15 protein-coding genes, 1 other RNA gene and 1 riboswitch are annotated in these 14,780 nt (G+C 64.4%); of the genes, 7 read left to right on the plus strand and 9 right to left on the minus strand.

From position 1 onward, the window contains the following. Window positions 1-352: 352 nt before the first annotated feature. The 5 genes from SB822_RS47690 to SB822_RS47710 all read right to left on the minus strand — a co-directional run bounded on the left by SB822_RS47690 (window position 353) and on the right by SB822_RS47710 (window position 2,788). Window positions 353-1,090 carry an SIMPL domain-containing protein gene (locus SB822_RS47690; RefSeq protein ID WP_007588563.1) on the minus strand — a complete coding sequence of 246 codons (738 nt, stop codon included), beginning with the start codon at window positions 1,088-1,090 and terminating at the stop codon, window positions 353-355. Window positions 1,091-1,254: 164 nt separating this feature from the next. Next, the gene (locus tag SB822_RS47695) at window positions 1,255-1,725 is read right to left on the minus strand and encodes an EVE domain-containing protein (protein ID WP_042314844.1); all 471 of its coding nucleotides are present in this window, start codon (window positions 1,723-1,725) and stop codon (window positions 1,255-1,257) included. Window positions 1,726-1,865: 140 nt separating this feature from the next. Next, window positions 1,866-2,047: non-coding RNA, 6S RNA (gene ssrS / locus SB822_RS47700), on the minus strand. A gap of 64 nt (window positions 2,048-2,111) precedes the next feature. After that, entirely contained in the window at window positions 2,112-2,429 is a 318-nt protein-coding gene (locus SB822_RS47705) for a cell division protein ZapA (protein WP_410858004.1), read from the minus strand. After that, window positions 2,426-2,788: a hypothetical protein gene (locus tag SB822_RS47710; protein ID WP_007588567.1), complete on the minus strand. Its 363-nt coding sequence runs from the start codon at window positions 2,786-2,788 to the stop codon at window positions 2,426-2,428. The genes SB822_RS47705 and SB822_RS47710 overlap by 4 nt, the downstream gene beginning before the upstream one ends. 221 nt (window positions 2,789-3,009) lie before the next feature. Next, window positions 3,010-3,274: riboswitch (cobalamin riboswitch) on the plus strand. Window positions 3,275-3,337: 63 nt separating this feature from the next. On the opposite strand from SB822_RS47710, the gene SB822_RS47715 reads away from it, so the two are divergent. The 6 genes from SB822_RS47715 to cobC all read left to right on the plus strand — a co-directional run bounded on the left by SB822_RS47715 (window position 3,338) and on the right by cobC (window position 9,692). After that, the gene (locus tag SB822_RS47715; RefSeq protein ID WP_410858005.1) at window positions 3,338-5,320 is read left to right on the plus strand and encodes a TonB-dependent receptor domain-containing protein; all 1,983 of its coding nucleotides are present in this window, start codon (window positions 3,338-3,340) and stop codon (window positions 5,318-5,320) included. Window positions 5,321-5,326: 6 nt separating this feature from the next. Next, entirely contained in the window at window positions 5,327-6,388 is a 1,062-nt protein-coding gene (locus SB822_RS47720) for a FecCD family ABC transporter permease (protein ID WP_079499081.1), read from the plus strand. Further along, complete coding sequence (locus SB822_RS47725) at window positions 6,385-7,206, plus strand: ABC transporter ATP-binding protein (RefSeq protein WP_410858006.1); 822 nt, start codon at window positions 6,385-6,387, stop codon at window positions 7,204-7,206. Before SB822_RS47720 ends, SB822_RS47725 begins: the two co-directional genes overlap by 4 nt. A gap of 36 nt (window positions 7,207-7,242) precedes the next feature. Then, on the plus strand, window positions 7,243-8,295 hold the full coding sequence (cobT, locus tag SB822_RS47730; RefSeq protein WP_410858018.1) for a nicotinate-nucleotide--dimethylbenzimidazole phosphoribosyltransferase: 1,053 nt from the start codon (window positions 7,243-7,245) through the stop codon (window positions 8,293-8,295). A 72-nt stretch (window positions 8,296-8,367) separates the two neighbouring features. Then, window positions 8,368-9,117 (plus strand): adenosylcobinamide-GDP ribazoletransferase, encoded by a 750-nt coding sequence (locus tag SB822_RS47735; protein WP_007738232.1) that lies wholly within the window; start codon window positions 8,368-8,370, stop codon window positions 9,115-9,117. Further along, window positions 9,102-9,692 carry an alpha-ribazole phosphatase gene (gene cobC / locus SB822_RS47740; protein WP_410858007.1) on the plus strand — a complete coding sequence of 197 codons (591 nt, stop codon included), beginning with the start codon at window positions 9,102-9,104 and terminating at the stop codon, window positions 9,690-9,692. The genes SB822_RS47735 and cobC overlap by 16 nt, the downstream gene beginning before the upstream one ends. Window positions 9,693-9,698: 6 nt before the next feature. On the opposite strand, the gene SB822_RS47745 is transcribed toward cobC, so the two are convergent. From SB822_RS47745 to cobU, 4 genes are read right to left on the minus strand one after another with little or no spacing between them, the layout of a single operon-like run. Continuing rightward, complete coding sequence (locus tag SB822_RS47745; RefSeq protein ID WP_007588574.1) at window positions 9,699-10,610, minus strand: cobalamin-binding protein; 912 nt, start codon at window positions 10,608-10,610, stop codon at window positions 9,699-9,701. Between the two features lie 5 nt (window positions 10,611-10,615). Next, the gene (gene cobD, locus SB822_RS47750) at window positions 10,616-11,617 is read right to left on the minus strand and encodes a threonine-phosphate decarboxylase CobD (RefSeq protein ID WP_410858008.1); all 1,002 of its coding nucleotides are present in this window, start codon (window positions 11,615-11,617) and stop codon (window positions 10,616-10,618) included. 3 nt (window positions 11,618-11,620) lie between these two features. Continuing rightward, entirely contained in the window at window positions 11,621-12,562 is a 942-nt protein-coding gene (cbiB, locus tag SB822_RS47755) for an adenosylcobinamide-phosphate synthase CbiB (protein ID WP_410858009.1), read from the minus strand. After that, complete coding sequence (cobU, locus tag SB822_RS47760; RefSeq protein ID WP_091780473.1) at window positions 12,559-13,107, minus strand: bifunctional adenosylcobinamide kinase/adenosylcobinamide-phosphate guanylyltransferase; 549 nt, start codon at window positions 13,105-13,107, stop codon at window positions 12,559-12,561. The genes cbiB and cobU overlap by 4 nt, the downstream gene beginning before the upstream one ends. A gap of 161 nt (window positions 13,108-13,268) precedes the next feature. Here cobU and SB822_RS47765 point away from each other — a divergent pair, with 161 nt between their 5' ends. Beyond that, window positions 13,269-14,726 carry a cobyric acid synthase gene (locus SB822_RS47765; protein WP_410858019.1) on the plus strand — a complete coding sequence of 486 codons (1,458 nt, stop codon included), beginning with the start codon at window positions 13,269-13,271 and terminating at the stop codon, window positions 14,724-14,726. Window positions 14,727-14,780 lie beyond the last annotated feature (54 nt).

The raw sequence follows: 14,780 nt of genomic DNA on the forward strand, positions 1-14,780 counted from the left end.
TTGCCTACTTTTCTTTGCGGCGGCAAAGAAAAGTAGGTGCCGCCCCGCACAGGGGCGACGCATGAAGCACGAAGGCATAACGCGGATGCCAGCGCAAGGGCTAGAACAACCAAACCGGCAGCACCACGAAGGCAAGAAAAGTAGGTGCCGCCCCGCACAGGGGCGACGCATGAAGCACGAAGGCATAGCGCGGATGCCAGCGGAAGCGCTAGAACAACCAAACCGGCAGCGCCACGAAGGCAAGAAAAGCAGGTGCCGCCCCGCACAGGGGCGACGCGTGAATAGCAGACACCGTAACGCGGATGCCGGCGAAAAAACCAAAACCACCCCCGCAGCGTCGCAGACAAAAAAATCACTTCATCTGCACAGACCCTGAAACATTAACGGTCACGGTGGACGTCCCACCTTCCACAGGCACAGGCGCCGCCGCCTTGGCGCTAACATCCGACCGCATGCTCATCATCATGACAGGCCGCGGCGGCACGCCGCCACTATGCCCCACATTCACTTCGCGAATCGTATAACCGCTGTACCCGAAAGCCTGCGCAGCCGCAGTGGCCTGCTGCTTGAACGATGCAATCGCCTGCCCCGTCAGCTTCTGCCCAGCAGCGCGCTCAGCCTCCGGCGACAGTGAAAACTGCACATTCCCAACCTGCATGATCGAAGACAATTGCCCCGCGAGCTTCGATGCCGCCGCGAAGTCGTGTGACTCCAGCACAACCTCCGTGCGGCCGCGCCATGCGGAAATGCGCCCGTCGCGATCCGTCGACGGATAGATCGAGAACGAACCGGTGCGCGCCGTCACGCCGCTCACGCCCTTGGCCTTCTGCAGCGCCTGGTCGGCATGCTGGTTCAACGTGCCCGTCAGCGACGACGGATCGCTCGCTTCCTGTTCGTAGAACAGCGTGATATCGACGACGTCCTGCGGCACATCGGTGCTCGCCTGCGCGTTCAGCGACAGCACGCCGGCCGGCTGATACTGCTGCACAACGGTTTGCGCATTGGCCGCGACGGACGTGAGCGCGAGTGCAACAGGCGCCGCGCAGGCGCCGGCCGCGAGCGCCCATACGAGCGCGGATTTTCTGGTCATTGTTCGACTCCTTCGTTGAGCAGGTTATGCATGCATGCGTCGCCAGACGCAGTTGCGCGTCGCGCGTGGCATGACGCTTGCGAGGCGGTTAGGCGTCTGAAAGGGTCGTCTGGTTCCCGAGTGAATACTCGAATGTCACGCGAACTTGCATATTCATCACGTGTTCATGCAGCGCGCTTCGCAAGCTGCTTCGTGATGAACGCCCATTCCGCCTCCGTAACGGGCGTGATCGACAGGCGGTTGCCCTTCGCGAGCACGCGCATGTCGGCAAGCTCGGGATGCTCGCGCAACGCCGCCAGCGGAATCAGCTTGATCTTCTTCTTGAACACGACATCGACGAGCGTCCAGCGCGGCGTTTCCTGCGTCGACTTCTCGTCGTAGTACGGGCTCTTCGGATCGAACTGAGTCGGGTCGGGGTAGGGCGTCGACGATACTTCAGCGATGCCCGCGATGCCCGGCTCAGGGCAGCTGGAGTGATAGAACAGCACGCCGTCGCCCGTCTTCATGATGTCGCGCATGAAGTTGCGCGCCTGATAATTGCGCACGCCCGTCCAGGGCAGCGTGCGTTGCGGGGCATTCGCGAGATCGTCGATGCTCGCTTCGTCCGGTTCGGACTTCATCAGCCAGTAGCGCATGAGTCGGATTGAACGTGAGATAGAAGGAAGTCTTCGTCGAACAGTCGGGTTCAAACGGTTTGCAATGCGGTGCGCGCCAACCAACGCAAAGCGCACGCCCAAAGAAAAACGGCATCGGATAAAGTCCGATGCCGTTCGTATAGGTCCCCGCCTTAGCCGCTAGGCCGGCATCCTGAACCTGAGGTTCAGAATTGGTCGCAGTTAGCAGCACTTCGGGTACATCAGACAGAGTGACGCGCACACCCGTGCTACAAATTTCCGCAACCGTGCATATAGCATTGGTTCAAGGAATATATGACCTTGGCGAACCAGGCAGGGAAGCTTAAAAACGTTTGCTCTACAACATGGGCCCGACCGCAAAACAATCAAGCCCAACAGAATTTTCTTTACTGCACGCTGCTGTACTGTTGGATCACAGTGTCAAGCTGCTCATTCATCTGGTGCATTGTACGCCGGATTTCTTCGGCGGGAAATGATTCTCCGTGTCGCACGCTGGCTTGCAGCCTAAGCAGTTCCGATGCCAGCGACAATGCCGCCATCACGGCGATACGATCCTGGCCGCGCACGTTGCTATTGGCGCGGATCTTCGACATCTCGGCATCGACACGCGCCACCGCTTCGAGCAGCGCCGCTTCCGTTTCCGCCGAGCAGGCGAGACGATAGGGCTGGCCGAGGATCGACACTTCGATCTGCTTCGTGGTCATGCGTTTTCTCCGTGGCGGGTCGCGTCGTGGTTTGCGTCGTGATTGGCCTGCGCCTGCTGCTCGGGCGCGAGGAGATCGAGTTGATTGTCGGGCTCATGACCGCGAGCGCGCGGCAGCTTCTCGAGGATGGCGTTCAGACGTACTTGGGCGTCGTCGATCTTCGCGGACAGCGCATCGCGCTCCGCTTGCAGTGCGGCGCGTTCTTCGCGAGTCTGTTCGAGTTCTACGCGGGTCGCTTCGCATTCGGCGCGCGCTTGTGCGAGCTGTTCTTCGAGTGCGAGGCGCGCTTCGTTATAGCGTTGGCTGATCTCGATCAGCCGGCCGATGTTCTGTGACAGTGTTTCGAGTTCGGTGAGCATGTGCTGCGTCCTCTAAAGACATGGCATTCTAGCGCGGAATGTCGCACGCTCGGGCATTTGTCTCGTTTCAGGACGTAACAGTAGCGCTTTAACGCGGCATTATCCAGGTGTCTCGTCGCGATTCACGCATTTTTACCCTTGAAAAAGGGACTCTTTTTAACAGTCCACCGTCATCGTCCCTGCGACGACCTCGCGTTTCTTGACGCGTGTGTGCGTCACTTCTACACTTGCGGCACTTTGGTGCCCGCGCGCGGTATCGCGCCGCGCGCAGTTAAACGGGAAGCAGGGAGCGAAGTCCGCCCGGACGAGCCAACCTGCGCTGTCCTCGCAACGGTACAACGACCGCAGTTCCTGCAGGTCGACCCATGCACGCGTCGAGCCATCCATGAGAGCCGATGCCGTGCGAAGCGCCACTGCGCATGCTGCGTGGGAAGGCGGGTCGGCCAGTCGTCAGCCCGGATACCGGCCGGAGGCAAGGAGCGTGTCGCTCCTTGTACAGGCATCGGCCCACGAGGAGCGGGCCGCGCACAGGCCCACAGGACTCTTTCGATGCTCACCTCCGTGTTTGTCCACCCGGCGTATCTGCGCCAGGTGTTTCCGCGCCCGCTGTGTCCACACTTCAGATGCGCGCCGCTTGCTGCGCTCGCCGTGATTGCCTTCGCTTCAGTCCCGCTCGCTGCAAGCGCGCAGACGGCCGGCGAGGCGAACCCATCCGCCACATCCACGGATCGATCGGACAACGGCTCGACCGATACTTCGTCAAAGACAATCCCTACGACTTTGTCACCCATCGTCGTCACGGCCGACCGTCGCGCGCAGCGACTCGCCGACGCGATTCCGCAGACCACGCTGTTCGATCCGCAGGACATCGCGGACAACAGCGCGCGCGATTTGCCGGGACTGCTGCAGTTCGCGCCGGGCGCGCAGATCGTGCGCAACGGTGGGCCGGGCTCGACGTCGAGTCTGTTTCTACGCGGCGCGTCGTCGACACAGTCGCTCGTGCTGATCGACGGCGTGCGCATCGATTCGGTGAGCCAGGGCAACGCGCAGCTCGAACAGATTCCGCTCGACCAGATCGATCACGTCGAAGTGGTCAACGGCAACGTGTCGGCGCTGTACGGCTCGGGCGCGATCGGCGGCGTGGTGCAGGTATTCACGAAGGACGGCGGCAATCATCCGCCGCGTTTTCACTTTGACGTCGAGTACGGCAGCTATCACACGCAGCGCCAGGCGGCGGGCGTCGACGGCGCGCTCGACAAGGACGGCCGCACGACCTTCAGCGTCACGCTCGCGCGCGCGAAGACGGACGGCTTCTCGTCGATCGACCCGGCGCTCGCGCCCGTCAATCCGAACGCGAACGGTTACTTCAACGAGAGCGTGAGCGCGTCGCTGCGCCACAAGCTGAACGACCAGTGGGACATCGGCCTGCGCTACTTCCAGTCGAACGGCAATGACAGCTTCGACAACCCCTTCGGCCTGCCCACCGATCTCAACAATCTGCACAGCAAGGTGCAGACGGCTTCAGCCTTCGCGAACGGCAAGCTCACCGACTGGTGGACGACGCGCTTCGTTGTCGCGACGGGCAACGATCGCAGCAATACGTCGCTCAATGGCGACTACCTGTACCGCTACGATTCGGACAACCGGCAGTACACGTGGCAGAACGACTTCACGTTCGCACGTGACCAGAAGCTGCAACTGGGCTACGAGCATCTCGACCAGACACTCGACTCGAATCAGTACAGCGCGCCCGCGCGTCACGTGAACTCGGGGTTCGCGGGCTACACGGGGCGCTTCGGCAACAGCCAGATCCAGGCGAACCTGCGGCGCGACCAGTACTCGGATTTCGGCGGAGCCAACAGTTACTATCTGGGCTATGGCTACGACTTCAACGAGCACTGGAAGGTGACTGCAAGCTGGTCCGATGCGTTTCGCGCGCCGAGCTTCAACGATCTGTACTACCCGTACAGCGGCAATCCGCTCATTCAACCGGAGCACAGCCATTCCGTTGAAGTCGCATTGCAGTACGCATCCGATGCGCTCGGCCTGCTGAAGCTCACGGCATTCCAGACGCGCTACACGAACCTGATCGACTATGTGCAAACCACGCCGGGCATCTACGTCGCGGAGAACGTGGGGCATGCGAAAGTGCAGGGCATCGAAGGATCGTGGCAGGGCCACGTCGGCAAGACCGATGTGCGCGCGGCCGTGACCTTCCAGAATCCCGTCGATGAAGACACGCATACCGATCTGAACCGTCGCGCACGTCATTTCGCGTCGTTCGCCGCGAACCGCAATATCGGCAGCTGGCGGGTGGGTGGCGAATGGCTCGTGAGCGGCGAGCGCGACGACAGTGGCACGGCACTCGGCGGCTATGGCATCGTGAACGTGTCCGCGCGCTACAACATCACGAAGGCGTGGTATGTGGCCGCGCAAATCCAGAATCTCTTCGACAAGGACTATGAACTCGCCTACACGTACAACACGCCAAGGCGCGGCGCCTACATCACGGTCGGCTGGCAGCAGCAGTGACGCGCGATGAGCGGACTCGTGCAACGTCAGCCGCAACATCAGCCGATCCAGGTCGCGCGAGGCATGAGCGCGAAGCGCGCGCTCGCTATCTGGACGGCGCTCGGCATCGCGGCGCTCGCGGTCTTCGTGGCATCGCTTGCACTCGGCAGCGTGAGCGTCGCGCCGTCGCGCGTGCTCGATGCGTTGCTGCCGTCGGCTGACGTATCGTCCGATCTCGCCACGCAGATCGTTCGCACGCTGCGCCTGCCGCGCGCGCTCGCCGGCTTCGGTTGCGGCGCATTGCTTGCGCTCGCGGGCGCGTTGCTTCAGGTGCTGTTGCGCAATCCGCTGGCCGAGCCGTATGTGCTCGGTGTGTCGGGCGGCGCGGCGAGCTTTGCGCTCGTCGCGATGATCGCGGGCTGCGCGTGGTGGATCGTCGATGCATCGGCGTTCGCCGGTGCGTTCGTGTCGATCCTGCTTGTGCTCGGTCTTGCACGCGGCGCGCTATGGCGCGGCGAGCCGCAGGACGCATCGCCGCGTCTGCTGCTGACGGGTGCCGTGATCGCTGCAGGGTGGGGCGCCGTCATCACGCTGCTGTTGACGGTCGCGCCCGACAGCCGCCTGCGCGGCATGCTGTTCTGGCTGACGGGCGATCTGAACGGCGGCGGCATGCCGTGGCTCGCGCTCGCTGCATTGTGTATCGCGTTGCTCGCGATCGTACCCATCGCGCCGCAACTCAATGTACTGCTGCGCGGCGATGCCGCGGCGCAAGCGCTCGGCGTACCCGTGATGCGTGCGCGGCTGCGCGTCTATCTCGTCGCGTCACTTGCCGCCGCGGCTGCCGTGACGACGGGCGGCACGATCGGCTTCGTCGGGCTCGTCGTGCCGCACATGCTGCGTCTCGCATTCGGCAACGATCAGCGGATGCTGCTGCCCGCAGCGGCGCTCGGCGGCGGCGTTGCGGTGATGGGCGCCGATCTGATCGCGCGCACCGTGATCGCGCCCGCGCAGTTACCCGTCGGCGTGATCACCGCGTTGATCGGCGTGCCCGTGTTCCTGTGGATGCTGCTCCGACGGAGACGCGCATGAACTCACGCAGGAACGCACGCACAAGTGCCGATGCCACGCTGCACGCAGACCAGCTGACCTTGCGCGCCGGCTCGCGCACGTTACTCGATGCCTTCACGCACACGTTCTATCCGGGCGAAGTCTGGTGCATCGCCGGACCGAACGGCGCGGGCAAGACGACGCTCATCTCGACGCTCGCGGGTCTCATGCGTCCAGCGAAAGGGCACATCGAACTGGACGGAACGCGCGTGAACGAATGGCCGCTCGCGCGCCTCGCGCAGCGTCGTGCGCTGATGCCGCAAACCTCGCACGATGCATTCAACGCGAGCGTACTCGACATCGTGCTGCTGAATCGCTTTCCGCATCTGGCCGGCTGGGGCTGGGAGCGAGACGAGGATCGCGCCGCCGCGCATGCGGCGCTCGATGCGCTCGGTCTCGCGGAGTTCGCTGCACGCGACGTGCTGTCGCTGTCGGGCGGCGAGCGCCAGCGCGTCGCGCTCGCGGCCGTGTTATGCCAGGACGCGCCGCTGCTGCTGCTCGACGAGCCGCTCACGCATCTCGATCTGCATCATCAGATCGACTGCCTCGAGGCGTTGAGCGCATGGGCGCGCGGCGCCGGGCGTACAGTGATGTTCTCGTGCCACGATCTGAATCTCGCGCGGCGTTTTGCGACGCACGCGCTGCTGCTCGAAGGCAACGGCGCCGCGCATGCGGGACGCGCGCGCGACGTGCTGACGCCCGAACTCGCCAGCCGCGCATTCGGCTATCCGCTCGTACTGATCCGCGACGGCGATGATGAAGCGCTGATTCCGGCGCTGCGCGCGGCGTCTCGCAACTGAACACGCATGAACCGAACCCTTCACGCAAACACGAACATGACCACTTCGCATTCCCTGCCCGTCGTCGAGCCGCTCGACCAGACATTGCGCGCCGAGCTGCAACGCATCATCGATCTGAAGACCAAGCCACCTGGTAGTCTCGGCCAGCTCGAAGCGCTCGCGCGTCAGATGGGCATGATCCAGCGCAGCACGCAGCCCAGCATCGTGCGTCCCGCGATCATCGTCTTCGCCGCCGATCACGGCATTGCGAACGCGGGCGTGAGTCCGTATCCGCAAGCGGTGACGGCGCAAATGGTGCTCAACTTTCTCGCTGGCGGCGCGGCGATCAATGCGTTCAGCCGCGTTGCGGGCCTCGAACTCGAAGTGGTAAATGCGGGCGTCGCGCATGAGTTCGCGCCGCACGAGAAGCTCGTCGATATTCCCATTGCGCGTGGCACGCGCAACTTCGCGCAAGAGCCCGCGATGACGCGCGACGAAGCACTCGCCGCGATGCGCGCGGGCGCGGACCGTGTTCGTCATCACGCGGCGCTGGGTACCAACGTGATCGGCTTCGGCGAGATGGGCATTGCGAATACCTCGTCGGCTGCGTGCCTGATGAGCCGTCTGTGTGGCGTGCCTATCGACGATTGCGTCGGGCGCGGCACGGGTCTCGACAACGCCGGCCTCGTGAAGAAGCGCAACGTGCTGGCAGCGGCGCTTGCTTATCACCCGGCATCGAACGATCCGCTCGATGCGCTCGCAACCTTCGGCGGCTTCGAGATCGCGATGATGGCGGGCGCGTATCTCGCAGCGGCAGAGGCACGCATGACGATCGTCGTCGACGGTTTCATTGCGACCTCCGCGCTGCTGGTGGCCGACGCGTTCGCGCCTGCCGTGCGCGATTACTGCGTGTTCGCGCATGCGTCGAACGAAGCGGGGCACCGCCGCATGCTCGATCACTTCGGCGCGGTGCCGCTGCTCGCGCTCGATCTGCGGCTGGGCGAAGGAACGGGCGCGGCGCTTGCTATGCCTTTACTGCGCGCCGCCGTGGCGTTCGTCAACGAAATGGCGAGCTTCGAATCGGCAGGCGTCGCGCAACGCGATGCATGATGCGCGGCGCGTGCATCAATCGAGGCGTTCGAAGCGCGAGAACTGTGATGACAAGAATGCGTCGAATCAGCGATGAATGAACTGCGTTATTTCTTCACAGCGCTCGGCTACTTCACGCGTGTGCCCGTGCCGCGCTGGGTCGGCTACGAACCGCATTATCTGAACGCGGCGGCGCGTTATTTTCCATTGATTGGCGCACTCGTCGGCGCAGCGGGCGCAATCGTATACATGGCTGCGTTGCGCATCTTTCCGCCGGGCGTCGCCGTGTTGCTGTCGATGGCCACGACGCTGCTCATCACGGGCGCATTTCATGAAGACGGGCTGGCCGATTGCGTGGATGCGTTCGGCGGCGCCTATACACGCGACGATACGCTGCGCATCATGCATGACTCACGCATCGGCGCATTCGGCGCGATTGCGTTGATGGTCGCGCTTGCATTGAAGTGGCAAACGCTTGCCGCCTTACCGCCGCTCTACGCGGCATGGCTGATGATCGCGGCGCATGCGGCGAGCCGCGCCTGCGCGATCAGCTACCTCGTCACGCTCGATTACGTGCGGGCGGAAGGCAAGGCCAAACCCGTTGCGCAGCGCATGTCACGCAATGCTTTTGGCTGCGCTATCTTTCTGGGTATGCCGTGGCTCTTCTGGCCGCAGTGGCGTGCCGGTTGCATCGCGCTGCTCGTGCTCGTCGTGTTGCGTTTCATGCTGGGTCGCTATTTCGTCAGACGCATCGGCGGATATACGGGCGATTGCCTCGGCTTTGCGCAGCAGATCTTCGAACTGGCCATCTACCTGGTGGGACTCGCATGGATATCGTTCTGATCCGACACCCGGCTGTTTCCGTGGAAGAGGGCGTGTGCTATGGCCAGAGCGACGTCGCGCTCGCCGATCCGCCGGAAGCGTCGGCGGCTGCCGTCGCCGTGCGTCTTGCCACCTTGCAGGTGCCTGCGCCACGTGTGCTGTTGTCGAGTCCGCTCACGCGCTGCGCAACGGTTGCGACCGCCCTCGCCGCGAACTTTGGGTGCGCGTATAGCATCGACGACAGTCTGAAGGAAATGGACTTCGGCACGTGGGAGTTGCAACGTTGGGACGATATCGATCGCGCGTTGCTCGATGCGTGGGCTGAGGATTTCGAAGGCGCCCGCGCGCATGGCGGCGAAAGCGTCGAGCAGTTCGTGAGCCGCGTGCGCGCGTGGTTCGACGTATTCCAGCAGACGCGGGAATTGACGCCGGCGTATGTCGTCACGCATGCGGGTGTGATGCGCGTGATCGCGGCGACCGTGCTCGGGTTGTCCGTCGAGCGCTGCCTGACATGGTCGATCGATATGGCGGGTTGCGTCTGGTTGCGCCGCGACGATACGAACCTGCAATGGTCGATCGTGCGCTGGAACGCGTGACGTCGTTCAGTGGCCCGCGCGGCGCGAGCGCGCGACGTCGAGGTCTTCGCACAGTTGCGCCGCGCCTTGCGCGAGACGCGGCGCGGGGCGATTGATCAGATCACCGTCGATCGCAAACAGGTTGTTGCGCGCCACAGCCGTCATGCCGGGCCATGCTTTCCATTTGTCGAGCGACGGCAGCGGGCGGTCGGGCTGCGTCGCGCCGGGCGCGGCCGTGACGATCGCTTCGGGATTGGCGGCCAGCACCGCTTCCGTCGATACCGTCGGCACCAGCGGTTCGAGCTTCGCGAACACGTTGCGTCCGCCGCATAGCGCGATCACGTCGCTGATCATGTGTTCGCCGTTGAGCGTCATCAACGGCTCGTCCCATACCTGATAGAACACGCTGACGACAGGCTGTGTCGAATAGCGCGTGCGCAACCGCGCGATCTCGTCGCGATAAGTGCGCGCCGCCGCATCGGCGGACGATGACGTGCCGAGCAGCGTGCCGAGCTTCGTCAGCGATACGGCGATATCGTCGAGACGATGCGGCTCGCTGAAGTAGAGCGGAATGTGCAACTCGCGCAGGCGGTCGGTCTGCCGCTGCGCATTGCCATGCCGCCACACGACGATCAGATCCGGCTTCAACGCGACGATGCGTTCGAGATCGAGCGACTTGTTGTCGCCGACGCGCGGCACCTGTTTCGCTGCGGGCGGATAGTCGCTGTACGCGACCGCGCCGACGAGCTTCGCGCCGCCGCCCGCTGCGTAAATCATTTCCGTTACGTGCGGCGCGAGGCTGATCACGCGTTGTGCGGGCTGCGCGAGCGTGACGGTCGCGCCCGTGTCGTCGACGACGTCGATGGCCGCATGCGCGTGCGCTGTGATGGCGAGCGTGCAGGTTGCGGTCAGTGCGCGAAGTGATCGGGAAAGTCGCATCGTTCTTATCGCGCCGTCATCGCGTGATGCAGGCAGGTTTCAAGGCGAGTCCACTCGTTTTCCGTTGCAGGCAGGCCGAACCGCACGCTCGCTGGATCGGCGAAGAAGCGTGTCCAGATGCCTTGCTTGGCCAGCGCATCATGCAGTTGCACGGCGCGCGTGTCGGCGATCCATGCGAAGAGCGGCGTCGAACGCACGATGAAGCCGTGCGCCGACAGCAGCGCGACGAGACGGGCGCTTTCCTCTGCAAGCTGCGCGCGCATGTCGTGCTGCCATGTTGTATCGGCGAATGCGGCGCTGACGGCATGACGTGCCGGGCCGCTGACGGTCCATGCACCCAACGTTTCATCGAGCGATTCGAGCAGTGAAGGGCACGCCAGCACGAACCCCGCGCGTACGCCCGCGAGACCAAAGAACTTGCCGGGCGAGCGCAGCGCGACGAGTCCTTCGCGATGCGTTTGCGCAGCAATCGACTCGGACGGCATCGCATCTGCGAACGCTTCGTCGACGATCAGCGTGCCGCCGCGTTCGCTCAGCGTTTCATGCCATTGCAGCAGCGTCGCGGCGCGCACATGTTCGGCCGTCGGATTGTTCGGATTGACGACGACGGCATGCGTGATGTCATCGGGCAAGGTAGAACGTGTGACGTCGAGCGTCGTCACGCGATGCCCCGTGCGCGCAAACGCAGGCGCGTATTCGCCATACGTCAGCGGTGCAATGCCGACCGTGCCGTGTCGAAGCAGGTGAGGTAACGCGCGGATCGCCGCCTGGCTTCCCGCAACAGGCAACACATGCGATGCGTCCGGCGCGCCGTAGTAACGTGCCGCGCGTTCGGCGAAGCCGTCGCCGTTGTCGGGCAGACGCCGCCATGCATCGGCGGGAACGGGCGGCACCGGGTAGCCGTGCGGATTGATGCCCGTCGACAGATCGAGCCACGCGTCGTAAGGGATCTCATAGCGGCGGGCCGCTTCATGCAAATTGCCGCCGTGCTGAATGGTTCGGGTCATCGTCTAGCTCTGAAACGGCACGCTCAGCAGCGCGAGTGCGATGAACATGGCGAGCCACAGGATCACGCTGCGCTCGACCAGTATCAGCGCCGCCTCGATATGCTGCGCGCTCGCCGTGTGACCCGCGCCGAGCGTCGGACGCTGTTCTATCACGCCGTGATAGACCGCTGCCCCGCCGAGCAGCACATTGAGGCTGCCCGCGCCAGATGCCATCACGGGTCCCGCGTTCGGACTGTCCCAGCGCGGCGCCTGTTCGCGCCAGCATTGCAATGCTGTGCGCGTGTCGCCGAGCAGCGCGTAGCTGAGGGCGGTCAGCCGCGCAGGAACGTAGTTGAGCACATCGTCGAAACGCGCCGCCGCCCAGCCGAAGCGCAGATAGCGCGGCGTGCGATAACCCCACATCGCATCGAGCGTATTCGCGAGACGGAATGCCAGCGCTCCCGGACCGCCGAAGATCGCAAACCAGAACAGCGCGCCGAAGATCGCATCGTTGCCGTTTTCCAATGCCGATTCGACGGCCGCACACGACAGCGCGCTTTCGTCCGCATGCGATGTTTCGCGCGACACGATGCGCGCCGTCAACACGCGCGCTTGCGCGAGATCGCGTTTCGCGAGCGCGCGGCCGATCGGCTCGATGTGATCGTGCAGACTGCGCGCGCCGAGCGCGAAGTAAAGCAGCGCGACATGCAGCGCGCACGACCAGATCAACGGTAGCGTCAGCACGAGCCACGTGGCGACCAGAACGGGTGGCGCGACGGCGAGCAGCCACGCGAGAATGCCGAACAGCCGGCCGCGCCGGCCCGTGTTCAGGGCGGCTTCGAGTTTCGCTGCGAGCTTGCCGAAGCCGACCAGCGGATGCGCGTGGCGCGGTTCGCCGAGCCATTTGTCGACTGCGACGGCTGCCGTGGCGAGTGTCGCGACAAGCGGCAAGGACAGCAGCATCATGCGCGGCTCGCGGGTTTCAGTTGCAGTGGCAGGCCCGCGACCATCATCGTTGCCTGGGTGCTGATCGCGGCGATGCGTTGGTTGAGACGGCCGAGTTCGTCGACATAAAGACGCGTCGCCGCGCCGAGCGGCACGACGCCAAGGCCGATCTCGTTGCTGACGACAATGATCTTCGCGCGCGCCTGCGCGAGCGTCGTTTCGAGCGCCGCGAAACGGTCGAGGTAATCGGCTAGCGGCGGCGAGCCATCGGCAGGGCAGAGCAGGTTCGCGAGCCACAAGGTCAGGCAGTCGATCAGCACGCAGTGCTCCGGCTGATCGATCGACGCGATGGCTTGTGGCAGATCGAGCGGCGCTTCGAGCAAGGCCCATTGCGCGGGCCGCCTTTCGCGATGGCGCGCGACGCGCGCAGCGAACTCGTCGTCGCCAATGCGCGCGGTCGCGACATAGGTCACGGGCAATGCGCTCGCGCTCGCGAGTTGTTCGGCGTGCAGGCTCTTGCCCGAGCGCGCGCCGCCGAGGACGAAGGTGAGGTCGCGGGAAATCATCGCGTGATTGTACCGACTGTACCGACTGTGCCATCGTTCAAGCGCGTGGGCTCGAGTGCGATGGGATAATGCGGGCTTCCTCTCTCACCCTGTTCGCGCACACTGTGTCTTCCATTCCCGACGCTTCGTCTGAACCGCTCGACGTACCGCGCGGCACGCTGATGATTCAAGGCACGACATCCGATGCGGGCAAGAGCACGCTCGTCGCCGGTCTGTGCCGTCTCGCGCGGCGCTCGGGTGCGCGGGTCGCGCCGTTCAAGCCGCAGAACATGGCGCTCAACAGCGCGGTGACCGTCGACGGCGGCGAGATCGGCCGCGCGCAGGCATTGCAGGCGGTGGCCGCGGGCATCGACGCACATACCGATCTCAACCCCGTGCTGCTCAAGCCGACCAGCGATCGCGGCGCGCAGGTGATCATCCACGGCAGGGCGCGCATGAATCTCGACGCGCGCGCCTATCACGACTACAAGCCCGTCGCGTTCGAAGCGGTGCTCGAATCGTATGCGCGGCTGAAGGCGTCGTACGACACGATCTTCGTCGAAGGCGCGGGCAGTCCCGCTGAGATCAATCTGCGCGAGCGCGACATCGCGAACATGGGTTTTGCGGAAGCTGTCGATTGCCCCGTTGTGCTGGTCGCCGATATCGATCGAGGCGGCGTGTTCGCGCATCTGACGGGCACGCTCGCGTGTTTGTCCGAGACCGAGCAGGCACGCGTGCGTGGCTTCGTGATCAACCGCTTTCGCGGCGACGTGAGCCTGTTGCAGCCGGGGCTCGACTGGCTGGAGGCGAAGACGGGCAAGCCCGTGCTTGGCGTCGTGCCGTATCTTCACGGCCTCACGCTCGATGCCGAAGACATGCTGCCACGCGAATTGCGTGCGTCGAATGAGGATGGTCTGGAGATGCTGCGCGTCGTCGTGCCTGTGCTGCCGCACATCAGCAATCACACGGATTTCGATGCGCTGCGCGCCCATCCGCAAGTCGATTTCCATTACGTGCGTGCGGGCAGCACGCCGCCGCCCGCGGATCTCATCATCCTGCCCGGCTCGAAGAACGTGCAGGGCGATCTGGCGTTTTTGCGCGCGCAGGGCTGGGACGCCGTGCTGCAACGGCATCTGCGCTACGGCGGGCGGGTGATCGGGATTTGCGGCGGGATGCAGATGCTTGGGCGCGAAGTGGCGGACCCGTATGGCGTCGAAGGGCCGCCCGCGACGGTCGCCGGGCTCGGCTGGCTCGACTTCTCGACGACGCTCACGCGCGAGAAGACGCTCAAGAACGTGACGGGACGCCTCGCCACCGAAGCTGCCGGAATCTCCGGCTATGAGATTCACATGGGCGAGACGCAAGGGCCAGCGCTCGATGCGCCCGCGCTCCTGCTCGCCGACGAGACAGGCGGCCTGCGCCCCGACGGCGCCCGTTCCGCCGACGGCCAGATTCTCGCGACCTACGTACATGGTCTGTTCGACACGCCTGCCGCGTGCGCGTCGCTGCTCGCTTGGGCAGGGTTGAGGGAAGCCGAGGCGATCGACTATCCGGCGCTGCGCGAGGCGTCGCTGGAGCGACTCGCCGATACGCTCGCCGAACATCTCGATCTGAAGCGCTTGTGGGCGGCCGTCGGTTGATTCATTCTCAGTAGGAATTAATCTAAGCCACCAGGGCGATTTTTCCTACGCATG

Source organism: Paraburkholderia sp. SIMBA_054, assembly GCF_046534875.1.
Lineage (GTDB): Bacteria > Pseudomonadota > Gammaproteobacteria > Burkholderiales > Burkholderiaceae > Paraburkholderia > Paraburkholderia hospita.